Source organism: Variovorax sp. ISS6 (assembly GCF_056523145.1).
Genome location: NZ_JAWRZC010000002.1, coordinates 756869 through 782267, shown reverse-complemented (window position 1 = coordinate 782267; position 25399 = coordinate 756869). Strand labels below are relative to the sequence as shown.

23 protein-coding genes are annotated in these 25399 nt (G+C 71.3%); 22 read left to right on the top strand and 1 reads right to left on the bottom strand.

The features are described from left to right. Positions 1-37: 37 nt before the first annotated feature. The 7 genes from AC1HIL_RS35225 to AC1HIL_RS35195 are packed head-to-tail and all read left to right on the top strand — an operon-like array spanning position 38 to position 8429. Positions 38-1147: a hypothetical protein gene (locus AC1HIL_RS35225; RefSeq protein ID WP_479668952.1), complete on the top strand. Its 1110-nt coding sequence runs from the start codon at positions 38-40 to the stop codon at positions 1145-1147. A gap of 20 nt (positions 1148-1167) precedes the next feature. Next, positions 1168-2181 carry a 2Fe-2S iron-sulfur cluster-binding protein gene (locus tag AC1HIL_RS35220; RefSeq protein ID WP_479668953.1) on the top strand — a complete coding sequence of 338 codons (1014 nt, stop codon included), beginning with the start codon at positions 1168-1170 and terminating at the stop codon, positions 2179-2181. Between the two features lie 51 nt (positions 2182-2232). Beyond that, positions 2233-3399 (top strand): ABC transporter substrate-binding protein, encoded by a 1167-nt coding sequence (locus AC1HIL_RS35215; protein ID WP_479668954.1) that lies wholly within the window; start codon positions 2233-2235, stop codon positions 3397-3399. Between the two features lie 22 nt (positions 3400-3421). Beyond that, positions 3422-4459, top strand: a complete 1038-nt coding sequence (locus tag AC1HIL_RS35210; RefSeq protein ID WP_422099414.1) for a branched-chain amino acid ABC transporter permease — start codon at positions 3422-3424, stop codon at positions 4457-4459. Further along, complete coding sequence (locus AC1HIL_RS35205; RefSeq protein ID WP_479668955.1) at positions 4456-6243, top strand: branched-chain amino acid ABC transporter ATP-binding protein/permease; 1788 nt, start codon at positions 4456-4458, stop codon at positions 6241-6243. The genes AC1HIL_RS35210 and AC1HIL_RS35205 overlap by 4 nt, the downstream gene beginning before the upstream one ends. Then, positions 6240-7004 carry an ABC transporter ATP-binding protein gene (locus tag AC1HIL_RS35200; RefSeq protein WP_422099412.1) on the top strand — a complete coding sequence of 255 codons (765 nt, stop codon included), beginning with the start codon at positions 6240-6242 and terminating at the stop codon, positions 7002-7004. The genes AC1HIL_RS35205 and AC1HIL_RS35200 overlap by 4 nt, the downstream gene beginning before the upstream one ends. Before the next feature lie 15 nt (positions 7005-7019). Next, positions 7020-8429: an FAD-binding oxidoreductase gene (locus AC1HIL_RS35195; RefSeq protein WP_422099411.1), complete on the top strand. Its 1410-nt coding sequence runs from the start codon at positions 7020-7022 to the stop codon at positions 8427-8429. Positions 8430-8439: 10 nt separating this feature from the next. On the opposite strand, the gene AC1HIL_RS35190 is transcribed toward AC1HIL_RS35195, so the two are convergent. Then, positions 8440-8934 carry an Lrp/AsnC family transcriptional regulator gene (locus AC1HIL_RS35190; RefSeq protein ID WP_057589770.1) on the bottom strand — a complete coding sequence of 165 codons (495 nt, stop codon included), beginning with the start codon at positions 8932-8934 and terminating at the stop codon, positions 8440-8442. A gap of 118 nt (positions 8935-9052) precedes the next feature. On the opposite strand from AC1HIL_RS35190, the gene AC1HIL_RS35185 reads away from it, so the two are divergent. The 15 genes from AC1HIL_RS35185 to AC1HIL_RS35115 all read left to right on the top strand — a co-directional run bounded on the left by AC1HIL_RS35185 (position 9053) and on the right by AC1HIL_RS35115 (position 25388). Beyond that, the gene (locus tag AC1HIL_RS35185) at positions 9053-12562 is read left to right on the top strand and encodes an indolepyruvate ferredoxin oxidoreductase family protein (RefSeq protein WP_479668956.1); all 3510 of its coding nucleotides are present in this window, start codon (positions 9053-9055) and stop codon (positions 12560-12562) included. Between the two features lie 16 nt (positions 12563-12578). After that, positions 12579-12917 (top strand): YciI family protein, encoded by a 339-nt coding sequence (locus tag AC1HIL_RS35180; protein WP_261216281.1) that lies wholly within the window; start codon positions 12579-12581, stop codon positions 12915-12917. A 62-nt stretch (positions 12918-12979) separates the two neighbouring features. Next, positions 12980-13513 carry a MarR family winged helix-turn-helix transcriptional regulator gene (locus AC1HIL_RS35175; RefSeq protein ID WP_479668957.1) on the top strand — a complete coding sequence of 178 codons (534 nt, stop codon included), beginning with the start codon at positions 12980-12982 and terminating at the stop codon, positions 13511-13513. Between the two features lie 188 nt (positions 13514-13701). Next, positions 13702-14706: a Bug family tripartite tricarboxylate transporter substrate binding protein gene (locus AC1HIL_RS35170; protein WP_296732266.1), complete on the top strand. Its 1005-nt coding sequence runs from the start codon at positions 13702-13704 to the stop codon at positions 14704-14706. Between the two features lie 15 nt (positions 14707-14721). Then, the gene (hppD, locus tag AC1HIL_RS35165) at positions 14722-15786 is read left to right on the top strand and encodes a 4-hydroxyphenylpyruvate dioxygenase (RefSeq protein ID WP_413765178.1); all 1065 of its coding nucleotides are present in this window, start codon (positions 14722-14724) and stop codon (positions 15784-15786) included. A gap of 4 nt (positions 15787-15790) precedes the next feature. Further along, positions 15791-16114, top strand: a complete 324-nt coding sequence (locus AC1HIL_RS35160) for a YciI family protein (protein ID WP_413765179.1) — start codon at positions 15791-15793, stop codon at positions 16112-16114. A gap of 7 nt (positions 16115-16121) precedes the next feature. Next, on the top strand, positions 16122-17312 hold the full coding sequence (locus tag AC1HIL_RS35155; protein WP_296732258.1) for a homogentisate 1,2-dioxygenase: 1191 nt from the start codon (positions 16122-16124) through the stop codon (positions 17310-17312). Next, positions 17309-18289, top strand: coding sequence for a fumarylacetoacetate hydrolase family protein (locus AC1HIL_RS35150; protein ID WP_479668958.1), 981 nt, complete (start codon positions 17309-17311; stop codon positions 18287-18289). The genes AC1HIL_RS35155 and AC1HIL_RS35150 overlap by 4 nt, the downstream gene beginning before the upstream one ends. Then, positions 18286-19665, top strand: a complete 1380-nt coding sequence (locus AC1HIL_RS35145) for an FAD-binding oxidoreductase (RefSeq protein WP_479668959.1) — start codon at positions 18286-18288, stop codon at positions 19663-19665. Before AC1HIL_RS35150 ends, AC1HIL_RS35145 begins: the two co-directional genes overlap by 4 nt. Positions 19666-19703: 38 nt before the next feature. Continuing rightward, on the top strand, positions 19704-20669 hold the full coding sequence (locus AC1HIL_RS35140; protein ID WP_479669650.1) for an ABC transporter substrate-binding protein: 966 nt from the start codon (positions 19704-19706) through the stop codon (positions 20667-20669). 18 nt (positions 20670-20687) lie between these two features. Next, positions 20688-21614 (top strand): ABC transporter permease, encoded by a 927-nt coding sequence (locus AC1HIL_RS35135; RefSeq protein WP_395345618.1) that lies wholly within the window; start codon positions 20688-20690, stop codon positions 21612-21614. After that, positions 21608-22402, top strand: a complete 795-nt coding sequence (locus AC1HIL_RS35130) for an ABC transporter ATP-binding protein (RefSeq protein WP_479668960.1) — start codon at positions 21608-21610, stop codon at positions 22400-22402. The genes AC1HIL_RS35135 and AC1HIL_RS35130 overlap by 7 nt, the downstream gene beginning before the upstream one ends. A 125-nt stretch (positions 22403-22527) precedes the next feature. Then, complete coding sequence (locus tag AC1HIL_RS35125; protein WP_413765182.1) at positions 22528-23703, top strand: alpha-hydroxy acid oxidase; 1176 nt, start codon at positions 22528-22530, stop codon at positions 23701-23703. After that, complete coding sequence (locus tag AC1HIL_RS35120) at positions 23700-24059, top strand: RidA family protein (protein WP_413765183.1); 360 nt, start codon at positions 23700-23702, stop codon at positions 24057-24059. The genes AC1HIL_RS35125 and AC1HIL_RS35120 overlap by 4 nt, the downstream gene beginning before the upstream one ends. 24 nt (positions 24060-24083) lie before the next feature. After that, entirely contained in the window at positions 24084-25388 is a 1305-nt protein-coding gene (locus AC1HIL_RS35115) for an MFS transporter (RefSeq protein WP_413765184.1), read from the top strand. The last annotated feature ends 11 nt before the right edge of the window (positions 25389-25399 follow it).

The following is a 25399-nucleotide window of genomic DNA, read 5'->3' as shown; positions in this document are numbered from 1 at the left end:
CCCTCCCATCCGAACACATGACAAGGAGAGATTCCCGATGAACCCGTCCCCCACCCACCAGGACAACGCCCAGGACGCCGCCGCGCTCGCGCGTGCGCTGACCTCGCCGCCCGAGCAGGTGCTCGCCATGCCCGATCCGCAGACCCTGCTGGCCGAGATCGAGGCCGCGCCCGGCATCGACGGGCCCAACATCTTCCCGCTCGAGTGGCATGTGGAGACACCCAAGCTCTACGACATCTACGACGCCGCGCGCGATCCGGGCTGGTCGCCGCACACCCTGCCCTGGGACACCCTGCGCGTGGAGGACTACAGCCTCGACCAGCGCTACGCCATGGCCTACTGGTTCTCGCTGCTCGCGGTGTTCGACGGCTCGGGGCCGTCGGTGTTCGCGCGCGCCATGATCCACACCTACGAGAGCAAGGAAGAGGACCCGGTGCGCAAGTGCTTCTTCTCGGTCGTGCGCGACGAGATGAACCACGAGGAAGTGTGCGGCCGCGCCATCAAGCGCCTCACGCCCGGCGGCCCGCTGGGTTACGTGCCCGAGACGCCGCTCGGGCATCTCGCGCGCAACAACATCGAGTGGCTCTACTACAACGGCTCGCGCTACTGGACCGGCTTCAAGAACGGGGTCGACAAGTACCCGCTCGCGATCCTGTTCACCTCCTTCCTGTTCGGCGAGGTGGCCTCGAGCACGCTGTTCCACGGCATGTACCAGCGCACCACCATCCCGGTGTTCAAGGAGGCCTTCAAGCGCATCGGCCAGGACGAGGGCCGCCACCTGGGCATCTGCCTCGCGGTGCTGCAGAAGCTGCTGCCGGTGCTCACCGAGGACGACAAGCAGATGATCAGCATCCAGCTGCGCGCGGGCTTCGTGTTCCTCTCGGGCATCCTGCACGAGCCGCCCGAGCAGTTCTGGAAGCTGCCGCCCACCTTCATTCCCGCGCAGCGCCAGATCGACGAGGTCGCGCGCAGCGCCGGCCTGGGCATCCTCACGCTCGACGAGCGCAAGGCCAACTGGAAGACGGCCGTGCTGCGCATGAAGGCCAACCTCGATCCCTACGGCATCGATTTCCCCGCGCTGCCCGAAGTCGGCATCGAGGGCAAGGAGGTGGTGTTCGATCCCGAGAAGGTGATCCCGATCTTCTAGGCCGCATGACATCGATGAACATGAGCCGAACGATCCTCGTCAACGAGGTCCTGCGCTTCGGCGTCCCCGAGGGAGAGATCATCCTGGACGCCGCGCTGTCGCAGGGCGTGGTGCTGCCGCACCAGTGCCGCGGCGCCTCCTGCGGCATGTGCAAGGCGCGCGTCACGCAGGGCACGGTCGACAACGGCTGGTCGCTGGGCCTCGCGATCTCCGACCAGGAGATCGCCGAGGGCTTCTGCCTGATGTGCCAGGCGCGGCCGCTGAGCGCCGAGGTGCATCTGCGCACCGTGCAGCCGATCCCGGGCGGCGAGGGCTCGGCCGTGCAGAACTTCGAGGCGCGCGTGCTGTGCAACACCCCGCTCACGCCGCGCGTGCGGCGGCTGGTGCTGCAGGCGAGCGAGCCGCTGCGCTTCGAGGCGCCGGCCGGTGCCTATGTCGAGCTCGCGCTGCCGGGCCTGTCGCCGCACCGGCGCTACAGCCTCGCGACCGTGCCTTCGGGCGCTGGGCTGATCGAGCTGCTGGTGGCGCGCCATCCGGGCGGCGCGGCCAGCGGCCACATCCACGACCTGCTGCAGCCCGGCGACAGCGTCGGCGTGACCGGGCCCTACGGCACCTGCCGGCTGCCCGAGGGCGAGGGCCCGGTGCTCGGCCTCGCGGGCGGCACCGGCCTGGCGCCCGTGCTCTCGATCATGGAGGACGCGCTCGCGCACGGCGACACGAGCCCGATGACGCTGCTGTTCTCGGTGCGCGACGACGCCGAGCTGATGCTGATGGACCGCCTCGCGGGGCTGGCCCGCGCGCATCCGAACTTCCGCTATGCGCTGCTGGTGACCGAGGCGCGCAGCCGCTTCTGCACGAAGCAGCAGTACGCGCCCTCGTGGCTGCGTGAGAACCACGGTTCGCTGGCCGGCGCCCGCGCGGTGATCGGCGGCTCGCCGGGCTTCGTCGCCGCCTGTTCCGACACCTGCCTCGCGCTGGGCATGGAGAGCGCGGCGATCTCCGCCGACAGCTTCACGCCCGTGGCGCAGACCTAGCGAGCCTTCGATTCTTTTCCCGGTACGACAGACACATAAAAGGAGACAACGATGATCGAGATTGCAAAGGCCCGCTTCCGGGCCGCCGCCTTCGGCGCGGCACTGTGCTTCGCGGCGCTTTCGGGCGCGCGGGCCGACATCAACGTGGGCGTGGTGGTCTCGGCCACCGGGCCCGCGGCCTCGGTGGGCGTGACCCAGCAGCGCACGGTGTCGGTGCTGCCCGCCACCGCGGGCGGCGAGAAGGTCAACTACATCCTGCTCGACGACGCGTCCGACACCTCGACCACGGTCAAGAACGTGCGCAAGCTGATCTCCGAGTCGGCGATCGACCTGCTGATCGGGCCGAGCCTCACGCCCAACTCGCTGGCCGTGCTCGACGTGCTGGTGGAGAGCGGCACGCCGATGATCAGCCTCGCGGGCTCGGGCGCCATCGTCGAGCCGGTGGACGACCGCAAGCGCTGGGCCTTCAAGACGCCGCAGAGCGACACCCACATGGCGACCGCGATCATCCAGCACATGGCCGACAACGGCGTGAAGCGCGTGGCCTTCATCGGCTTCAACGACGCCTACGGCGAAGGCTGGTGGCGCGAGTTCGGCAAGCTCGCCGAGCTGCGCAAGATCGAGGTGGTGGCCAACGAGCGCTACACGCGCACCGATGCCTCGGTCACCGGGCAGGTGCTCAAGCTGCTGGCCTCGCAGCCCGACGCGGTGTTCATCGCGGCCTCGGGCACGCCCGCGGTGCTGCCGCAGGCCACGCTGTTCGACCGCGGCTACCGCGGCAAGGTCTACCAGACCCATGGCGTGGCGAACAACGACTTCCTGCGCGTGGGTGGCGCCAAGCTCGAGGGCACCTTCGTGCCGGCCGGCCCGGTGCTGGTGGCCGAGCAGCTGCCCGACAGCCATCCGGCGAAGAAGCCTTCGCTCGAATTCATCCGCAAGTACGAGGCGCTGCCCAACGCGGGCCACCGCTCCACCTTCGCCGCCTACCTCTGGGATGCGGCGTTGATCCTGCAGGACGCGGCGCCGCGCGCGCTCAAGGGCGCGAAGCCCGGCACGCCCGAGTTCCGCAAGGCGCTGCGCGACGCGATCGAGTCCACGCAGGACCTGCATGCCACCAACGGCGTCTACAGCCTCGGGCCCAAGGACCACATCGGCCTGGACCAGCGCAGCCGGGTGATGGTGCGCATCGAGAAGGGCAGCTGGAAGTACATCCCCTGACGCGCGGCGGACCCTACAGATCATGGACATGCAGATCTTCGGCCTGCTGGTGCAGGACGGCCTCGCGAGCGGCGCGGTCTACGTGCTGCTGGCGCTGGCGCTCGTGATGGTCTTCACCGTCACGCGCATCGTGTTCGTCCCGCAGGGCGAATTCGTCAGCGCCAGCGTGCTGACCATCGCGGCCTTCCAGCAGGGCCAGGCGCCGGGGCTGGCGGTGCCGGTGGCGGCGGTGGCCCTGCTGGCCTGCGGCATGGAAACCGCCGAGCGCCTGCGGCAGCGCAACCTCGCGGGGCTGGGCGGCCGGCTCGCGCTGCTCGGCGCGCTGCCGCTGGCGGCCTGCGCCTTCGCCTGGTTCGGCGTCGATGCGCGCTCGCCGGCCTGGATGCAGACGGCCGCGGCGGTGGCGCTGGTCACGGCGATGGGGCCGCTGATCTACCGCACCGTGTTTCGGCCGATGGGCAATGCCTCGCCGCTGGTGCTGCTGGTGGCGGCGATCGCACTGCACTTCGTGCTGGTGGCGCTGGGCCTGTACGTGTTCGGGCCCGAGGGCTCGCGGCTGCCGGGCTTCGAACTGCCGGCCGGCCTGCTCGCGGGACTGCCGGTGGCGCCGCAGACGCTGGCGGTGGTGGCGGCGAGCGCCGTGCTCGTGGCCGTGTTCTTCGCCTTCTTCGGCCATACGCTGAGCGGCAAGGCGCTGCGCGCCACCGCCGTGTGCCGCGACGGCGCGCGGCTGGTCGGCATCTCGCCCGACCACTCGGGCGAACTGGCGCTGACCATCGCCGCCTTCATCGGCGCGGTCTCGGGCGTGCTGATCGGCCCGTTCACCACCATCTACTACGACTCGGGCTTCCTGCTCGCGCTCAAGGGCTTCGTCGGCGCGATCGTCGGCGGGCTCTCGGGCTACGTCCTCGCCGCCGCGGGCTCGCTCGTGGTGGGCCTGCTCGAGGCCTTCTCGTCCTACGGCGCGAGCGCCGCCAAGGAGATCATCGTGTTCGCATTGATCGTGCCGCTGCTCTTGTGGCGTTCGCTGGCCGACCCGCATTCGCAGGAGGCTTCATGAGCTTTCGTTCCTGGATGCTCGCGGCCGTCGCCGTGATGGCCGCGGCCGGCTTGGCGCTGTTCGCCTCGAGCTACTACGTGACGCTCGCGAGCTTCGTGCTGCTCTACGCCACGGTGGCGCTCGGGCTCACCTTGATGACCGGCTTCGCGGGCCTGATCTCCTTCGGCCAGGCGGCCTTCGTCGGCATCGGCGCCTACGCGGCCGGCTACCTGGCGGTGGCGCACGGCGTGCCGGGCTGGGCGACGCTTCTGGCCGGCGTCGCGCTCGCCACGCTGTCGGCCGCGGGCATCGGCGCGCTCACGCTCTCGATGGGCGGTCATTACCTGTCGCTGGCCACGCTGGCCTGGGGCGTGGTCGTGTACTACGGGCTGGGCATCATCGAGCCGCTGGGCGGTTTCAACGGCCTCGCGGGCATTCCCGCGCTGAACCTGTTCGGCTTCGACTTCGCGTCCGAGCGCTCGATGTTCTGCCTGATCGCGCTGGGCTTCGCGCTGGCCTTCTGGCTGGTGCGCAACCTGCTCGATTCGCGGCTGGGCCGCGCGGTGCGCGCGCTGCGCGCCGGCGCCGACCTGCCCGAGGCCTTCGGCGCGCATGCGTTCCGGCTCAAGGTCGCGGTGTTCTGCACCGCCGCGGGCCTGGCCGGCATGGCGGGCTGGCTCTACGTCTACATGCAGCGCTTCCTCAATCCCACGCCCTTCGGGCTGCAGATGAGCATCGAGTACCTGTTCATGGCGGTGATGGGCGGCGTGGGCGCGCTGTGGGGCGCACTCGCGGGCGCGGGCGTGGTGGTGGTGCTCAAGCAGGTGCTGCAGGACGTGCTGCCGGCGCTGCTCGGCCGCTCGGGCAACTTCGAGATGGCGGTGTTCGGCGTGCTGATGCTGCTCATACTCGCGCGCGCCAACGCGGGGCTGTGGCCGCTGCTCGCGCGCTGGACGCGCTTCACGGCCGCCGTGCCGCGGCGGCCCGCGCCGCGCGGCGCTCCGGCCGAGCTGCGCGCGCCCGCGCGGCACGCAGCCGCCGCGCCGGGCGAGGTGCTGCTGCGCGTCGACGGGGCCGAGAAGCGCTTCGGCGGGCTGGTCGCGGTCAACCGCGTCTCCTTCGAGGTGCGCGGCGGCGAGATCGTCGCGCTGCTCGGGCCCAACGGCGCGGGCAAGAGCACGCTGTTCAACCTGATCACCGGCCTGCTGCCCGCCAGCGCCGGCGCGATCTCGCTGCGCGGCCAGCGCATCGACGCGCTCGGCGCGCGCCACGTGGCCGCGCGCGGCGTGGCGCGCACCTTCCAGCACGTGAAGCTGGTGGCCGACATGAGCGTGCGCGACAACGCGGCGCTCGGCTGCCACCTGCTCGGGCGCGATGGCTGGTTGCGCGCCATGCTGCGGCTCGATCGCCGCGAGGAGGCCGCGATCGAGGCCATGGCGCTGGCGCAGTTGCAGCGCTGCGGCCTCGAGGATCTGGCGGACGCGCCCGCGGCCAGCCTGCCCTTGGGCAAGCAGCGCATCCTGGAGATCGCGCGCGCTCTGTGCGCGCGCCCGCAGCTGCTGCTGCTCGACGAGCCCGCAGCGGGCCTGCGGCACCAGGAGAAGAAGACCCTGGCCGCGCTGCTCAAGCAGCTGCGCGGCGAGGGCGTGACCGTGCTCATCGTGGACCACGACATGGAATTCATCATGGACATCGCCGACCGCCTGGTCGTGATGCAGTTCGGCCAGAAGATCGCCGAGGGCGAGGCGCAGGCGGTGCGCGACGACCCGCGCGTGCAGCAGGCCTACCTGGGGAGCGCGGCATGACGCTGGAAGCCCGCGCCCTGTGCGCGTTCCATGGCCGCATCCCGGCGCTGCACGAGGTCGACGTGGCGGTGCCGCCCTCGGGCATCGTCACCGTGGTCGGCCCCAACGGCGCCGGCAAGTCCACGCTGCTGGCCGCGCTCATGGGCCGGCTGCCGATGAGCGGGGAGGTGCGGCTCGACGGCACCGACCTGCGCTTCGTCTCGCCCGAGCGCCGCGTGGCCATGGGCCTGGCGCTGGTGCCCGAGCAGCGCGACCTGTTCGGCACCATGAGCGTGGCCGACAACCTCGAGCTCGGCGCTTTCTGCTGGCGCCGCGCGGGCCGGCGCGCGATCGCCGCCGAGATGGAGCGCGTGTATGCGCTGTTCCCGCGCCTGGGCGAGCGGCATGCGCAACTCGCGCACACGCTCTCGGGCGGCGAGCGGCAGATGCTCGCGCTGGGCCGCGCGCTGATGGCGCGCCCGCGCATCCTGCTGCTCGACGAGCCGAGCCTGGGGCTCGCGCCGCTGGTGGTGCGCGACATCTTCGCCACCGTGCGGCGGCTGCAGGCGCAGGGCGTGGCGATCCTGCTGGTCGAGCAGAACGCGCGTGCCGCCTTCGAGGTGGCCGACCATGCCTACGTGCTCGAGATGGGCCGCGTGAGCCTGCAGGGGCCGGCCGCCGAGGTCGCGCGCGATGCGCGGGTCGCCGACAGTTACCTGGGGCGGGCCGCGGCGCCCTCGGCCGCTATCGAATCGATGCCGCCCGAGAAGCTGGCGGCCTGAAGAAGGAGACTCCCGATGAACGAAGAATCCCTCGCGCCGCGCGAGCGCCCCGTCGCCGCCGTGATCCACCAGCTGCGCGAACGCTTCGGCGAGCGCTGCGCGACCGGCCAGGCGGTGCGCGACCAGCACGGCAAGGACGTGTCCTTCCATCCGCTGCATGCGCCCGACGCGGTGGTGTTCGCCGAATCGACCGAGGAGGTGGCCGCGGTCGCGCGGCTGTGCCACGCGGCCTCGGTGCCGATGATCCCGTTCGGCACCGGCACCTCGTGCGAGGGCGGCATCGCCGCGCTGCATGGCGGCATCTGCATCGACCTCTCGCGCATGAATGCCGTGATCGAGATCCACGAGGCCGACTTCGACTGCCGCGTGCAGGCCGGCGTGACGCGCAAGCAGCTCAATGCGGCGCTGCACGGCAGCGGCCTGCATTTCCCGATCGATCCCGGCGCCGATGCCTCGATCGGCGGCATGGTGTCGACGCGCGCCTCGGGCACCAACGCCGTGCGCTACGGCACCATGCGCGAAAGCGTGATGTCGCTCGAGGTGGTGCTGCCCGACGGCGAGGTGGTGCGCACCGGCGGGCGCGCGCGCAAGTCGGCCGCGGGCTACGACCTCACGCACCTGTTCACCGGCGCCGAGGGCACGCTGGGCATCGTCACCGAGGTGGGCCTCAGGCTGCATCCGCTGCCCGAACAGATCGCGGCCGCGCGCTGCGGCTTTCCCGACCTGCGCGCGGCCATCGACGCGGTCACCGCGATCATGCAGACCGGCGTGCCGGTGGGCCGCATCGAGTTCCTCGATGCGCAGCAGGTCGAGGCCTGCAACCGCTACGCCAAGCTCGGGCTGCCGGTCATGCCCACGCTGTTTCTCGAGTTCCACGGCGCGCCCGAGAGCGTGGCGCAGCAGGTGCGCGTGGCCGAGGAGCTCGCGGCCGAGCAGGGCGGCGTGGGCTTCGCCTGGGCCGACACGCCCGAGGAGCGCAGCCGGCTCTGGCAGGCCCGCCACGACGTGTGGTGGGCCGCGCTTGCGCTGCGCCCCGGCTGCCAGGGCATGCCCACCGATGCCTGCGTGCCGATCTCGCGCCTGAGCGAGGCGGTGCTGGCGGCGCGCGCCGACGTCGAGGAACTCGGGCTGACCGCGCCCATGTGCGGCCACGTGGGCGACGGCAACTTCCACCTGTGCGTGGTGGTCGATCCCGACGATGCCGACGAGATGGCGCGCGCCGAGACGCTCAACGCGCGGCTGATGCGCCGCGCCATCGCGATGGGCGGCACCTGCACCGGCGAGCACGGCATCGGCTACGGCAAGCTCGACTTCCTCGAACTCGAGCGCGGCGCCTCGATGCGCGTGATGGCGGCGATCAAGCAGGCGCTCGATCCGCGCGGGGTCATGAATCCGGGGAAGGTGCTGCGGCAACGCGGCGTTTGAATCTTCTCCTCTAGAGCGGCACCCGCGTCAGGTCGAGCCGGGTGTCGTTCTTCACCTCGCGCAGCGCGACCGAGGTCTTGATCTGCCGGATGCCTTCGAGCTTCAGCATGAATCGGTGCAGGAAGCGGTCGAAGGCCAGCGCGTCGGGCACCACGATCTTGAGGATGTAGTCGCCGTCGCCAGTGGTGACCCAGCATTCGAGGATCTCGGGCGTGGCCTGCACCGCGCGCTCGAAGGCCGCCACCACCGTTTCGGAATGCCGCTCCAGGCTGATCTGCGTGAACATGCAGCCGTGCAGCCCGACCTTGTTGCGGTCGACCAGCGCGACGAAGCGGCGGATGATGCCGCTGTCTTCGAGTTCGCGCAGCCGGCGCCAGCAGGGCGCCGAGGACAGGCCCACTTCGTCGGCCAGTGCCTGCACCGTCATGCGGCCGTCGGCCTGCAGCAGGTCGAGGATGCGGCGCGTGGGCGCGTCGGACAGCGGCGTCGAATCGGTCTTTCCCATGGCGGCGTTCTCCGGAATGAAACATGCCGGGTTGTCACCAACGCCGCATGGATCGCAATTATATATGCTGTCCAGACGGATTAATATTTGATCTTCCCCCGATGGACGGATCCACACCATGCAGACAGAAGAAGCAGCGCCCGCGCTGGAGACAGGCTACCGGCTCGAAGACAACCGCACCGCGCGCGCAGGCCGCGTGTTCCTCACCGGCACGCAGGCGCTGGTGCGCCTGCTGTTCCGCCAGCAGCAGGAGGACCAGGCCCGCGGCTGGAACACCGCCGGCTACGTGAGCGGCTACCGCGGTTCGCCGCTCGCGGGCGTCGACACCGAGCTGTGGCGCGCCAAGTCGGACCTGGCCGAGCACGGCATCCGCTTCCTGCCGGCCATCAACGAGGACCTGGCCGCCACCGCGGTGATGGGCACGCAGCAGGTCGGCCTGGACCCCGAGCGGGAGGTCGATGGCGTGTTCGCCATGTGGTACGGCAAGGGGCCGGGCGTGGACCGCGCGGGCGATGCGATCCGCCACGGCAACGCGGCCGGCACCTCGCGCCGCGGCGGCGTGCTGATGGTGGTGGGCGACGACCATGCGGCCACGTCCTCGTCGATCCCCAATGCCAGCGACCTGTCGCTGATGGGCTGGGGCATCCCGATCGTGCATCCGGCCTCGGTCGACGAGTACGAGGCCTTCGGCCTCTGGGGCTGGGCTGCCTCGCGCCATGCCAGCACCTGGGTCGCGTTCAAGGCGATCTCGGAAACGGTCGAGAGCGCGCGCTCCGTCGAGGCCTCCTCGGGCGCGGCGCTCGCATTGCCCGAGCCGTCCGGGTTGCCCGACACCTCCGCGCTCGAATACCGCACCAGCGACTTCCTCACGCCGGCCGTCGAGCTGCGGCTGGCCGCCAAGCTCGAGGCCTTCAGCGCCTTCGCGCGCGGCAATCCGCTCGATCGCCTGGTGGTGCCGGCGCCCGGCGCCACGGCCGGCATCGTGGCGGTCGGCAAGTCCTTCCACGACCTGATGGAGGTGCTGCAGCGCTGCGGCCTTGGCGCCGGCGACCTGCCGGCGCTCGGCCTGCGGCTCTACAAGCCGGGCCTGGTGTTCCCGCTCGATGCCGAGGGCGCCGACCGTTTCTGCGAAGGGCTGTCGCATGTGCTGGTGATCGAGGAGAAGGCTTCGGTGGTCGAGCAGCAGCTCAAGGACCGGGTGTTCAACCGCGCGCGCCGGCCCACGGTCTGCGGCAAGCAGGACCTCGAGGGCCATCCGCTGCTGGCCTGGACCGGCCAGCTCTCGCCCGCGAGCATCGCCGCCGCGTTGCTGACCTGGCTGCGCGCCGTCGACCATCCATTGGCCGCGCGCATCGACAGCGCGCGCTTCGTCGCGCGCGCGGCGCTGTCGAACGAGGCCGACGGCATGCGGCGGCTGCCGTACTTCTGCTCGGGCTGCCCGCACAACAGCTCGACCAAGGTTCCCGAGGGCAGCCAGGCACAGGCCGGCGTGGGCTGCCACTACATGGCGAGCTGGATGGACCGCGGCACCGGCGGCCTCACGCAGATGGGCGGCGAGGGCACCGACTGGCTCGGGCGCGGCGCCTTCACGCGCGTGCCGCACGTGTTCCAGAACATGGGAGAGGGCACCTACTTCCACTCGGGTTACCTCGCGATCCGGCAGGCGGTGGCGGGCGGCGCGAACATCACCTACAAGATCCTGTTCAACGACGCGGTGGCGATGACAGGCGGCCAGCCCGTCGACGGCCAGACCAGCGTGCCGCAGATCTGCACCCAGGTCGCGAGTGAAGGTGCCCGCAAGGTGGTGGTGGTGACCGACGAGCCGCAGCGCTATCACGGCGTGACGCTGGCCGCGGGCGTGCAGGTGCGGCACCGGCGCGAGCTCGACATGGTGCAGCGCGAGCTGCGCGAGATCGCGGGCGTCACCGTGCTGGTCTACGACCAGACCTGCGCGGCCGAGAAGCGCCGCCGCCGCAAGCGCAAGAGCTATCCCGATCCGGCGCGTCGCGTGCTCATCAATCCCGAAGTCTGCGAAGGCTGCGGCGACTGCGGCACGCAGTCGAACTGCCTGTCGGTCGCGCCGCTCGAGACCTCGTTCGGCCGCAAGCGCCAGATCGACCAGTCGAGCTGCAACAAGGACTTTTCGTGCGCCGAGGGCTTCTGCCCCAGCTTCGTGAGCGTGCTCGGCGGCAGCCTGCGCAAGGGCACGGCGGCCGCGCCCGCGCAGGACCCCGAGGCGCTCGCGGCCGCGCTGCCGCTGCCCGCGCTGCCTTCGCTCGCGCAGCCCTTCGACCTGATGATCGCGGGCGTCGGCGGCACCGGCGTCATCACGCTCGGCGCGCTGATCGCGATGGCCGCGCACCTCGAGGGCAAGGGCATCTCGGTGCTCGACTTCACCGCGCTCGCGCAGAAGGGTGGCTCGGTCGTGAGCCACGTGCGCCTGGCCGACACGCCCGATCGCCTGCACGCGGTGCGCCTGCTGCCGGGCACCGCGCGCACCCTGATCGCGGCTGACCTGGTGGTGGGCGTGCTGCCCGACGTGCTGGGCGTGATCGGCGAGGGCCGCACGCGCGTGGTGGTCAACACCCACCTGCAGACCCTGGCCGAGTTCACGCGCCAGCCCGACCTGCCCTACCGCGAGGACGCGCTGCTCGCCAAGATCGAGGCCGCCGCGGGTGCCGCGCAGGTCGAGCGCATCGATGCGAACGCCACCGCCAAGGCGCTGCTGGGCGACGCCATCGGCGCCAACATGCTGATGCTCGGCCACGCCTGGCAGCAGGGCGGCGTGCCGGTGAGCCTGGCGGCGCTGATGCGCGCGATCGAGCTCAACGGCGTGGCCGTGGCCGCCAACAAGCGCGCCTTCGCGGCCGGCCGGCTCACGGCCGCCGATCCGCAATGGCGCCAGACGCTGATGGGCGACCGGGGCAGCGTCGTCACGCTGAACCTGCCGCAGTCCTTCGAGAAGCTGCTCGACGAGCGCGTGCGTTTCCTCACCGACTACCAGGACGCGCGCTATGCGCGCCGCTACCTCGACACCGTGCGCCGCGTGGAGGCCGCCGAGCGCGCCATTGCGCCCGGCGCGCGGCGGCCGCGGCTGGCGGAGGCGGTGGCGCGTTCGCTGTTCAAGCTGATGGCCTACAAGGACGAGTACGAAGTCGCGCGGCTGCATGCGCGGCCCGAGTTCCTGCAGAACCTGCGTGATCAGTTCGAGGGCGACTTCAAGCTGCAATTCCACCTGGCGCCGCCGATCTTCGAGAAGCGCGGTGCGGATGGGAAGGTGCTCAAGCGCAGCTTCGGCGCCTGGATGCTGCCGGTGTTCCGCACGCTCGCGGCGTTGCGCGGCCTGCGCGGCACGCCGCTCGATCCCTTCGGCTGGCTGGCCGAGCGGCGCGAGGAGCGCGCGCTGGTGGTCGAGTACGAAGGGCTCGTCGGGCGTCTGCTCGATGGGCTGACGAGCGAGCGCATCGGCAGCGCGGTGGCGGTCGCGGCACTGCCCGAGAAGATCCGCGGCTACGGGCACGTGAAGGCGCGCGCCATCGCCGAGTACCGCCGCAACCTGCCCGCGCTGCTGGCCGCGCACGATGCACCGCCGCCCGCGATGCAGCCGCCCGCGCTGAAGACCGCCTGATCGAGGAGCGCCCGCCATGCCCATCGCCCTCGATTGCCGCTACCGCCCCGGTGGCGCGCAGGACCGTCTGCCGATCCGCGCGGTCCACCTCGACTACATGATCGCGAACCAGGCGCGCGTGCTGCACGGCGGCCCGTCGCTGGCCGACGGCGAGCTGGTCGGCATGTACCTGCTGCTGGCCACCGACGACCCCGCGCAGGCCGACGACTTCCTGGCCGGCGAGCCCTATGCGCGCGCCGGGCTCTTCGCCGAGGTACGGCGCACGCTCTTCACGGGCTACCTGCCCGAGCCGCGCGAAGGCTTCCTGCGGGAGCTGCGGCGCGAGGCATCGCGCGGGGTCTCGGCATCGGACTGAGGCCGCGCAGCGTGCCTGCGCTAAAGTCCCCGGCCATGCCGTCCAAAGAGAGTGCCTCCCCCATGCCCCGCGATGCCGCCAGCGTTCAACCCGACGGCATCCTGCGCCTGAACGACTGGCTGCCCTACCAGTGCTCGGTCATCACGAACCGCGTGAGCGGCATGCTGGCGCGCATGTACTCGGAGGAACTCGGCATCGGCGTGGTCGAGTGGCGCGTGCTCGCCAACCTGGTCGCGTTCTCGCCGATGTCGGCGACCGAGCTGTCGGAGAGCACGGCCATGGACAAGGTCAGCATCACGCGCGCGCTGAACCTGCTCGTGACCAAGAAGCTGGTTTCGCGCCGCGTGGATGCCAAGGACCGCCGCAAGGTCGTGCTGCGCCTCACCAAGACCGGCGCCGACGCCTACGAGCGCGTGATGCCGCTGGCGCGTGCCATCGAGCAGGAACTGACCAGCGCGCTCACGCCGCAGGAGCTCAAGACCGTGCAGGCGGCGATGCAGGTGCTGGTGGCGCGCGCCAACGCCACGCTGGACGACACGCGCGACTGGCGCGAGCTCGCGCCGGCCGACACCGTGCCGGCCGCTGCGGCCATCTGAATCCCGCGCGGCCGGCGCCGCGCCTTTCCCCCCGTTGCGATCGATCCGCGCCTCGCGGAGGCACGCACGCGCCCGCTTGCCGGCGAGCCCATGGGCAGAAGCAAGAAATCAATTTCCAAAAGAAACAGTTTCACAATGAAATGAATAAGCCTAGAATCTGGCCCACCCCCTAAAAAAGGAGACAAGCCATGATTCGACGCCGCGACATCCTTGCCGGTTCGGCCTGCGCCGCAGCGGGTGCGCTGATCCCGGTCTTCCCCCTGGCGGCCGCCGCCGAAACCCCGCCCACGCTGTCGAAGACGGCGCGCATCGTGATGGGCTTCCCCGCGGGCGGTTCGGGCGATTCGATCGCGCGGCTGCTGGCCGAACGCATCAAGGGCAGCTACGCGCCGGTGGTGCTGGTCGAGAACCGCGTGGGCGCGGGCGGGCGCCTCGCGATGGACCACGTGAAGGCGGCGGAGGCCGACGGCAGCGCGCTGGTGCTGGCGCCCGCCTCGGTGATGGTGATCTATCCGCACGTCTACAAGCGGCTGTCGTACGACCCGCTCAAGGACTTCGCGCCGGTGTCGACCGTGTGCACTTTCCAGTTCGGCCTGAGCGTGGGGCCGGCGGTGCCGCCCGAGGTGCGCACCGTGCAGCAGTTCGCGCAGTGGTGCAACGCCAATCCCTCGAAGGCCAGCTTCGGCTCGCCGGGCGAAGGCACGATGGCCCACTTCGCGGGCGTGGTGATCGGCAAGGCCGCCGGCATGAACCTCACGCACGTGCCCTACAAGGGCGGCGCGCCCGCCATCCAGGACGTGGTGGGCGGCCAGATCGCGGCCTCGGTCAACGTGCTGAGCGAGCCGCTGCCGTTCGCGAAGGAAGGGCGCATCCGCGTGCTGGCCACCACCGGCTCCGCGCGCTCGCCCTACCTGCCCGAGGCGCCCACCATGCGCGAGGCCGGCTTTCGCGATTTCGACATCCAGGAGTACTTCGCCGTCTGGGCGCCCGCCAAGACCCCGCCGGCCGTCGCGAACGCACTGGCCGCGCAGATCCGCGACGCCGTGGCCACGAAGGAACTGCAGGAGGCCTATGCAGCGCGCGCCTTCCTGCCGAGCGCGGTCACGCCGCGCGAACTCGACGCCATGGTGCGTGCCGACCTCGCCAAATGGGCGCCGATCGTGCAGTCCACCGGTTTTTCCATCGACAGCTGAAGCCAGGAGAATTCAATGACCCAGAAGGAACGTGCAGAGGTGCTCGGCACCGCGTTCATGGAGTTCGCAAGTCCCGACCCGCAGGCGCTGGCCGCCGTGCTCGAGCGCATGGGCTTTCGCACCGTCGCGCGGCACCGTGCGGGGCATGCGCTGCTGATGCGGCAGGCGGGTGTCGAGTTCATCGTCGGCACGCGCCAGGATGGGCATGCGATGCAATTCGCCGCCCACCACGGACCGTCGTGCGCCGGCATGGCCTTTCGCGTGGCCGACAGCGCGCGTGCGATGGCGCTGGCCCGCGAGCGCGGCGCGCAGCCGCTCGACGCGGCGGCGACGTCGCTGCTGCCGAACTGCGCGCTGCAGGGCATCGGCGGCAGCGCGCTCTACCTGGTCGACGACGCGGCACTCGCGGCGCTGCACGCGCAGTTCGAGTTCGATCCGGCCGCCGTGCCCGACACCGGCGCGGCCTTCGCGCCCTTCGTGCGCGTCGACCACGTCACCCACTGCGTGCACCCGGGCAACATGCCCCAGTGGGTGGACTTCTACAAGAGCATCTTCGGCTTCGAGGAGGTGTTCAAGTTCGTCGCCGGCGACGCCAGCAACGGCTTCGACACGATCGCGGTGCGCGATCCCGCGAGCACGGCCTGCGTGACCGTGGTGTCGCCCATGGGCCGCAGCTCGCAGATCCAGGAGTTCATCGACGAGTACAACGGCGAGGGTATCCAGCACATCGCGCTGTTCAGCGACGACCTCTACACCACCGTGGAGCGGCTGCGCGGTGCCGGCGTGGAGTTCCTGCCCACGCCCTCGGCCTACTACGACGCGCTCGACACCCGGCTGCCGGGCCACGGCGAGGACGTGGCGCGCATGAAGTCGCTGGGCATGCTGCTCGACGGCGCCGCCACCGGCGAGAACCCCGACGCGCGGGCGCGCTTCCTGCTGCAGATCTTCACGCGCAAGATGATCGGGCCGATCTTCTTCGAGGCCATCCAGCGCAAGGGCGACACCTCGTTCGGCGAGGGCAACGCCAAGGCGCTGTTCGAGGCCATCAAGCGCGAGCAGGCGGGCGCGAACGCGCACTGAGACCATGGCCTGGCTCGTCCGTTGCCTCTATCGACCCGGCGGCGCGCAGGACCGCCTGCCGCTGCGCGCCGACCACATCCGCCACATGCTGGCCTGGCTGCCCCGCACCCTGTTCGGCGCGGCGCTGCTCGATGCCGATGCGCGCGAGCCGACCGGGATGGTGGTCGCGCTGTCGGTCGCCTCGCGCGCCGAGGCGCGGCGCTTCATCGACGTCGAGCCCTACAACCGCGCGGGCCTGTTCGCCACCGTCGAGCTCACGCCGCTGGTCCAGATGACCCCGCCCCACACGCCCGAATTCCTGCAGGCCGAACTGCGCAAGTGCCCGTGAACCGTCCATGAACAAACCCATCGTCCTTCCCATGCGCGCCGGCATCGCCTCGCGCCAGGCCCACGCGGACATCCCGCCCGGCACCTACGAGCGCGAGATCGGCCGCGAGGGCTTCGGCGGCCAGGCCACGCACATGTACCACCGCCATGCGCCCACGGCCTGGCTGCGCTGGGACGGCCCGCACCGCCCGCGCGCCTACGACCTCAACCAGCTGCCCGCCACCGCGCAGGGCCTTGACGGCGCGCTCGACTGCCCGCTCGATGCGCCGCTGGTCGCGGGCAATGCCCACATGCGGCTGCGCTGCTGGAAGCCCTCGGCGCCGATGCGCCACCTGGCGCGCAACGCCGACGGCGACGAGCTGCTATTCGTCCACGAGGGTGGCGGCGATCTCTACTGCGACTACGGTCACCTGCGCCTGCGCGACGGCGACTACCTGCTGCTGCCGCGCGGCACCGCCTGGCGCTACGAGCCCGCGGCGCCGTCCTTCCTGCTGCTGCTCGAAGCCACGGGCGACAGCTTCCGCCTGCCCGAGCGCGGGTTGCTCGGCGAGCATGCGCTGTTCGATGCCGGCGTGCTCGACGTGCCGCAGCTCGACGAGGCCTTCATCGCGCAGCAGCACGCCGCGCGGCGCGAGTGGGCCGTGCGCATCCAGGCGCGGCACCGCGTATCCACGCTGACCTATCCGCACGACCCGCTCGACGCGCTGGGCTGGAAGGGCACGCTCGCGCCGGTGCGCCTCAACTGGCGCGACATCCGGCCCGTGCTCAGCGCGCGCTACCACCTGCCGCCCTCGGCCCACACCACCTTCCTGACGCAGCGCGTGGCCGTCTGCACCTTCTGCCCGCGGCCGGCCGAGACCGACCCGGGCGCGCTGAAGGTGCCGTTCTTCCATTCGAACGACGACTACGACGAGCTGCTGTTCCTGCACGCGGGCCGCTTCTTCAGCCGCGACGGCATGGGGCCGGGCGCGATGACCTTCCACCCCGCCGGCTTCCCGCACGGGCCGCATCCCGCGGCCTACCGCAACAGCCTGTCGGCACCGCGCACCGAGCTGCACGAGGTCGCGATCAACATCGACGCGCGCGATCCGCTCGACATCGGCCCGGGCATGGCGGCCTTCGAGCGCGCGGAGCACGCCGATTCCTGGCGCGGCTACCTCGATGCGCCTGAAGACAAGACCGAACAGGTGACCGCATGAGGCTCGCGACGCTGAACAACGGCCGGCGCGACGGCCAGCTCGTGGTGGTGTCGGCCGATGCGCGGCGCTGCCTCGCCGTACCCGAGGCCGCGCCCACCTTGCAGGCCGCGCTCGACGACTGGGAGCGCGCGGCGCCCCTGCTGCGCGCGGCCGCGGCCCGGCTCGACGCCGACCCCGCCGCGGGCCAGCCGCTCGAACTCGCGGCGCTGCTGGCGCCGCTGCCGCGCGCCTACCAGTGGGTCGATGCCAGCGGCTACCTGTCGCACATGGAGCGCGTGCGCCGCGCGCGCGGCGCCGAGATGCCGCCGTCGGCGCGCACCGAGCCTGTCATCTACCAGGGCTTGTCGGACCGCAACCTCGCCTGGTGCGAGGACATCCCCGCCGACCCGGCCTGGGGCGCCGACCTCGAGGGCGAACTGGCCGTGATCACCGGCGACCTGGGCCCCGCGCCCACGCCCGAGCAGGCGCTGGCCCAGGTGCGGCTGCTGGTGCTGGTCAACGACGTCTCGCTGCGCGCGCTGATCCCGGGCGAACTGGCCAAGGGCTTCGGCTTCTTCCACGGCAAGCCCGCGAGCGCCTTCGGCCCCTTCGCCGTCACGCCCGACGAATTGGGCGCCGACTGGCGCGAGGGCCGCGCCTTCGGCCGGCTGCGCGTCGAGGTCAACGGCCAGCTGCGCGGCGAGCTGCGCACCGGCGACGACCAGGACTTCAGCTTCGTCGACATCCTGCGCTATGCCACCCGCACGCGCGGACTCGGCGCGGGCAGCATCGTCGGCGCCGGCACGGTCTCCAACCGCGATGCATCGCGCGGCGTGGCCTGCATCGTCGAGCAGCGCACGCTGCAGCAGCTCGCGGGGCAGGGGCCCGATGCGCTGGCGCCATACCTGATGCCGGGCGACACCGTGGGCCTGTCGTTCCACACCGACGACGGGCGCGAGCTGTTCGGCCGCATCGAGCAGAAGGCGGTGGCCGCATGAACGACGCGACCCTGACCTGCATCGACGACCTGCGCGGCTGGCTCGGCGAGCGGCTGTCCACGGCGCCGGCCGTGCGCGACCAGCATGGCCGCGACACCACCTTCCATCCGGTGATGCCGCCCGATGCAGTCGCGTTTCCGCAGACCGTGGCCGAGGTGCAGCGCATCGTCGCCACCTGCGCCGCGCGGCGCGTGCCGCTCGTGGCCTTCGGCACCGGCACCTCCTGCGAGGGCCACATCGCGGCGCTGCGCGGTGGCATCAGCCTGGACACGCGCGGGCTGGACCGCATCCGCGAGGTTCGCGCGGCCGACATGGACGCGACCGTCGAGGCCGGCGTCACCCGCAAGAGCCTCAACGCGCACCTGCACGGCACCGGCCTGCAGTTCCCGGTCGATCCGGGCGCGGACGCATCGATCGGCGGCATGGTGTCGACGCGCGCCTCGGGCACCAACGCCATGCGCTACGGGACCATGCGCGAGAACGTGATGGCGCTCGAGGTGGTGCTGCCCGACGGCGAACTGATCCGCACCGGCACGCGCGCGCGCAAGTCCGCGGCCGGCTACGACCTCACGCGCCTGTTCGTCGGCGCCGAGGGCACGCTCGGCATCGTGACGGCGGCGACCGTGCGCCTGCATGCGCTGCCCGAGCACGTGGCGGCCGCCACCTGCGCCTTCGGCAGCTTGCGCGCCGCGGTCGACACCGTGATCGAGACGCTACAGGGCGGCGTGCAGCTCGGCCGCGTCGAATTGCTCGATGCGCTGCAGGTGGAGGCGGTGAACCGCTACTCGCGGCTCGGCATGGCGGTCGCGCCCACGCTGTTCTTCGAGTTCCACGGCAGCGAGCCCGAGGTCGCCCACCAGGTGAAGGTGGTGCGCGAGATCGCGGCCTCGCACGGCGGCCAGGACTTCGCGTGGGCGCACCGGCCCGAGGACCGCAGCCGGCTGTGGCAGGCGCGGCACGACATCTGGTGGGCCAACAAGGGCCTGCGCCCCGGCGCCGAAGGCCTGCCCACCGACGTCTGCGTGCCGATCTCCGAGCTGGCCGACCAGATCGAGGCCGCGCAGCAGGACGTGCGGGCCGAAGGGCTGATCGCGCCGATCTGCGGCCATGTCGGCGACGGCAACTTCCACCTGTGCTTCATGGTGGACCCGTCGGACGCCGCCGAGATCGCGCGCGTGAAGGCCGCCTATGCGCGGATGATCCGGCGCGCGCTCGCGGTCGGCGGCACCTGCACCGGCGAGCACGGCATCGGCCACGGCAAGGTCGAATTCCTGCGCGAGGAGGCCGGCGGTGGCTTTCGCGTCATGCAGGCGCTGCGCGCCGCGCTCGATCCGCTCGGCATCCTGAACCCCGGCAAGGTCACCGGGTCCTTCTGAGTTCTTCGACCCCCTCAACCCCTGGAGATCTCCCCATGATGAAACGCCCCTTCCGGGTGGCGCTGCTCGCGCTCGTCCTCGCTCCTTTCGCCGCGCTGCCGGCGCACGCCGCCGATGCGCGCGTCAGTGTCACGGCCATCGTCGACCACCCTGCGCTCGATGCGGCACGCCAGGGCATCGTCGAGGAACTCGCCGCGGCCGGCTACGTGGTCGGCAAGAACCTGCGGCTGGACTACCACAGCGCGCAGGGCAACACCGCGACCGCGGCCCAGATCGCGCGCAAGTTCGTCGGCGACCGGCCCGACGTGATCGTCGCGATGTCCACGCCCTCGGCGCAGACCGTGGTCGCGGCGACGCGCGAGATCCCGATCGTGTTCAGCGCCGTGACCGATCCGGTCGCCGCGAAGCTGGTCAAGTCGTGGGAGGCCACGGGCGGCAACGTCACGGGCGTGTCCGACCTGCCGCTGCTGGACAAGCACCTGGCCCTGCTGCGCCAGGCGCTGCCGACGGCCAAACGCATCGGCGTGGTCTACAACCCCGGCGAGGCCAATTCCGTCGCCGCGATCGCGCAGCTCAAGAAGCTCGCGCAGCCGGCCGGCCTGAGCGTGATCGAAGGCGCCGCGCCGCGCACCGTGGACGTGGCGAGCGCGGCCCAGAGCCTGGTCGGCAAGGTCGATGCGATCTACGCGCCGACCGACAACAACGTGACCTCGGCCTTCGAGGCCCTGGCCAAGGTGGCGGACCAGGGCCGGGTGCCGCTGATCGCGGCCGACCCCTCGCTCGCGGCGCGCGGCGCGGCGCTGGGCATCGGCACCAACTACCACGACCTCGGCCGCCAGTCGGGCAAGCTGGTGGTGCGCGTGCTCAAGGGCGAGTCGCCCGGCAGCATCGCCTCGCAGGTGAGCCCGACGCTGGAGCTGCTCGTGAACCAGGCCGCGGCGCGGCGGCAGGGGCTGGCGCTGTCCGACGCGCTGCTCAAGTCCGCGACCCGCGTGATCGACTGAGCGCCGGCCGGAGCATCGATGTCCCTCATCGCTTTCCAGGGCTCGCTCGAGGTGGGCCTGATCTTCGCGCTGGTCGCGCTCGGCGTCTTCATCTCGTTCCGGGTCGTGAACTTTCCCGACCTGACCGTCGACGGCAGCTTCCCGCTCGGCGGCGCGGTGGCCGCGACCCTGCTGGTGGGCGGCTGGCATCCGCTGGCCGCGACGGCGGCGGCCTTCGCCGCGGGCGCGCTCGCGGGTCTCACGACCGGCTGGCTGCACGTCAAGCTCAAGATCATGCAGCTGCTCGCGGGCATCCTCGTGATGATCGCGCTCTACTCGATCAACCTGCGGGTGATGGGCAAGCCCAACGAGCCCTTGCTGGGTGCGTCGACGGTGTTCAATACGCCGCCGCTCGAGGCGCTGCCGGGGCCGTGGACCACCGCGCTGGTGCTGCTGGCCGTCACCTTGGCGGTCAAGTTCGCGCTCGACCGCTACTTCGGATCGGAGGCCGGCCTGGCCATGCGCGCCACCGGCGGCAACGCGCGAATGGCGCGCGCGCTGGGCGTGTCGACCGACCGGCTGTCGCTGTTCGCGCTGGCGCTGTCCAACGGCATCGTGGCGCTGGCGGGCGCGCTGTTCGCGCAATCGCAGGGCGGGGCCGACGTGTCGATGGGCATCGGCACCATCGTGATCGGGCTGGCGGCCGTGATCATCGGCGAGACCCTGCTGCCCATGCGCAGCATCGCCTGGGCCACGCTCGGCTGCGTCGTCGGCGCGGTGCTCTACCGCATGCTGGTGGCGCTGGCGCTCAACAGCGACTTCATCGGCCTGAAGGCGCAGGACCTCAACCTCGTCACGGCCGTGCTGGTGACGCTCGCGCTCGTGATGCCTGCCTCGAAGCGCTTCCTGGCGCGGCGGCGCGGCGCCCTTGGCGCATCGAAGAAGAAGGAGGCCGGCGCATGCTGAAGGCACTGGACCTGCGCGTGACCTTCCGCGCGGGCACGCCGATGGAGAACCGCGCGCTGCGCGGGCTCGACCTGACGATTCCGCGCGGCGAGTTCGTCACCGTCATCGGCTCGAACGGCGCCGGCAAGTCGACCCTGCTCAATGCGCTCAGCGGCGACCTGCTGGTCGACAGCGGCCGCATCTTCATCGACGAGGTGGAGGTCACGCGCCTGAGCGCCTGGCAGCGCAGCGCACTCGTGGCGCGCGTGTTCCAGGACCCGATGGCCGGCACCTGCGAGGCGCTGACCATCGAGGAGAACTTCGCGCTGGCCTGGCGCCGCGGCGAGCGTCGTGGGCTGCGCGCGGCATTGCGGGGCGAACTGCGCGAGCTGTTCCGCGACCGGCTGCGCAGCCTCGACCTGGGGCTCGAGCAGCGGCTGAACGACCGCATGGGACTGCTGTCGGGCGGCCAGCGTCAGGCCGTGAGCCTGCTGATGGCCTCGCTCAAGCCCTCGCGCATCCTGCTGCTCGACGAGCACACGGCCGCGCTTGATCCGAAGACCGCGGCCTTCGTGCTCGCGCTCACGCAGCGGATCGTGGAGGAGCAGCAGCTCACCGCGATGATGGTCACGCACAGCATGCGGCAGGCCCTCAGCCATGGCTCGCGCACGCTGATGCTGCACGAGGGCCGTGTCGTGCTCGACGTGAGCGGACCGCAGCGCGCCGGCATGGACGTGCCCGACCTGCTGCAACTGTTCGAGCGCACGCGCGGCGAGGCGGTGGCCGACGATGCGCTGCTGCTCGGATGAGCCCTGCGCGCATCGGGCTTTCGCGCGCCGCCGGCACGGCGCATGAAACATGCCGCGGCCTGCTCGCCGAAGGCCAAAGCGCCATTAAATATGCCGGCTGGACGGCTTAATATTTTCGCCAGACCATGACCCACTACCTGCAAGCGCACTGCATCGACGACTTCCGCGAACTGGCCCGGCGTGCGCTGCCGCGCATGGTGTTCGACTACATCGATGGCGGCGCGGGCTCCGAGTCGAGCGTGCGCGGCAACCGCAACGCCTTCGACCGCGTCCGGCTGCTCGGCTCCGCGCCGGTCGACGTCTCGCAGCGCAGCACCGCGATGCAATTGTTCGGCCGCTCGTGGACCCTGCCGCTGATCATCGGCCCCACCGGGCTGGCGGGCGCGGCCTGGCCAGGCGCCGACTGCTGCCTGGCGCGGGCCGCTCGCGCCTTCGGCATTCCGTTCGTGATGAGCACGGCCGCCACCGCGACCATGGAAGCCGTGGCCGAGGCGGCGCAGGGCAACGCCTGGTTCCAGCTCTACGTGTTCCGCGATCGCGCGATGAGCGCGCGCCTGATCGACCGGGCGCGCGACCTCGACTTCGCGGCGCTCGAGGTGACCGTGGACAACCCGGTCGCGGGCCGGCGGCTGCGCGACGAGCGCAACGGCTTCAGCCTGCCGCTGCGCTGGACCCCGCGCAAGCTCGCGAGCGTGCTCGCGCGGCCCGGCTGGGCCTGGCGCTCGCTGCGCGCCGGCGCGCCCCGGCTCGAGCTGATGGCCGGCGAGCTCGGCCTGCGGGCCACCCATACCATCGCGCAGACCATGCAGGCCCAGCTCGACCCGTCGCTGGGCTGGGACGACATCGCCTGGGTGCGCGAGCGCTGGCCCGGCAAGCTGATCGTCAAGGGCCTGCTCGATCCCGCGCAGGGCCGCCGCGCGCAGCAGCTCGGCGTCGATGCCATCGTGATCAGCAACCACGGCGGGCGGCAGCTCGACGGTGCCGTCGCGCCGATCGAGATCCTGCCCGAGTTCGCGAGCGAGACCGGTGGCCGCCTGCCGCTGCTGCTCGACAGCGGCGTGCGCACCGGCAGCGACATCGCACGCGCGCTCGCACTGGGCGCCACCGCCGTGCAGATCGGGCGGCCCACGCTCTACGCGGTCGCCTCGGGCGGCGAGCCGGCCGTTGCCAGGGCGCTGGCCCTGCTCAAGGAGGAATTCGAGGTCTGCCAGTGCCTGATGGGCGCCGGCAGCGTGGCGTCGATCGGCGCCCACATGGTGCGGGGGGCCGCTCCCGTGGCACCGCGACAGGAGACGGCATGAACATCGAGCGACTGCACACCGACGAACGCATGAGCCAGGCAGTGGTGCATGGCGGCATCGTCTACCTCGCCGGCCAGGTGGACCTGGTGCAGCCCGCGGCGACCGTTGGCGAGCAGATGGCGCGCATCCTGCTGCGCATCGACGCGCTGCTGGCGCAGGCGGGCTCGAACAAGTCGAGGCTGTTGAGCGCCACCATCTGGCTCGCCGACATCGACGGCTTCGCCGAGATGAACCGCGCGTGGACCGACTGGCTGCCGCCCGGATGCGCACCGGCGCGCGCGACCGTGGGTGCGCGGCTCGCGCTGCCCGCGCTGCTGGTCGAGGTGGCCGTAGTCGCTGCCATCGGCACCGACTGACATTCCCTCCCTCCCTCGACGCCCATGAGCACAACCCCCGCGCACACCGCCATCAGCCGGCGCCAGACCATCGTCGCCACCACCATCGGCAACGGCCTCGAGATCTTCGACTTCACCGTCTACGGTTTTCTCGCGCTGGTGATCGGCAAGCTGTTCTTTCCCACCTTCAGCGGCTATGGACAGTTGCTGCTCACGGTCGCGACCTTCGGCGTCGGCTTCATCATGCGGCCGCTGGGTGGCATCGTGATCGGCGCCTATGCCGACCGCGCGGGCCGCAAGAAGGCCATGACGCTCACCATCTTCCTGATGGCGCTGGGTTGCGCGGTGATCGCCTTCACTCCAACCTACGCGAGCATCGGCGTCGCTGCGCCGGTGCTGATCGTGCTGGCGCGGCTGATCCAGGGCTTCTCGGCCGGTGGCGAGGTCGGCGCCTCCACCACGTTGCTGGTGGAACATGCCACGCCGCGCAACCGCGGCTACATGGCGAGCTGGCAGTTCGCGAGCCAGGGCCTGGGCGTGATGCTCGGCGCGGTGGTGGTGGGCACGCTGACCTTCACGCTGTCGCCGCAATCCATGGAAAGCTGGGGCTGGCGCGTCCCCTTCTTCATCGGCATGCTGATCGCGCCGGTGGGCATGTACATCCGCCGCCACCTGCACGAGTCGCTCGAGATCGCGCCCGATGCGAGCGCGAAGCCGCGCGAGAGCAGCCTGCGGATCGTCTGCACGCAGCATGGCGGCACGGTGCTCGCGGCCATCCTCACCATGGTGGGCGGCACCACGGCCGCCTACGTGATCACCTTCTACATGCCGACCTACGCGGTGCGCGAGCTGGGGCTCGCGCCCTCGGTGGCGCTGTTCGGCGCGGCGATCACGGGCTTGATCCTGTTCGTGGTGTCGCCGCTGGTCGGTGCGCTGTCGGACCGCGTGGGGCGCAAGCCGCTGATCCTCTGGAGCCGCGTGTTCCTCGTGGTGCTGATCTACCCGGGCTTCCTGTGGCTCAACGCCTCGCCCACGCCCGCGGTGCTGTTCATCGTGCTCAGTGTGCTGAGCCTGGGCCTCGTGGGCCAGACCGCACCGAGCATCACGATGCTGCCCGAGATGTTCCCGAAGGCGGTGCGCGCCAGCGGCATGTCGCTGGTCTACAGCGTGGGCGTGGCACTGTTCGGGGGCTTCGCGCCTTTCATCAGCACCTGGCTGCTCAACGCCACTGGCAGCAAGCTCGCGCCGGCGTGGTATCTGGTTGCGATGACTGCGGTCTCCTTGCTGGGCCTGATCTGGCTGCGTGACCATACGGGCCGCGATATCGACGCGGCCGGTGCGCACGCCTGAAAAAACTCGCC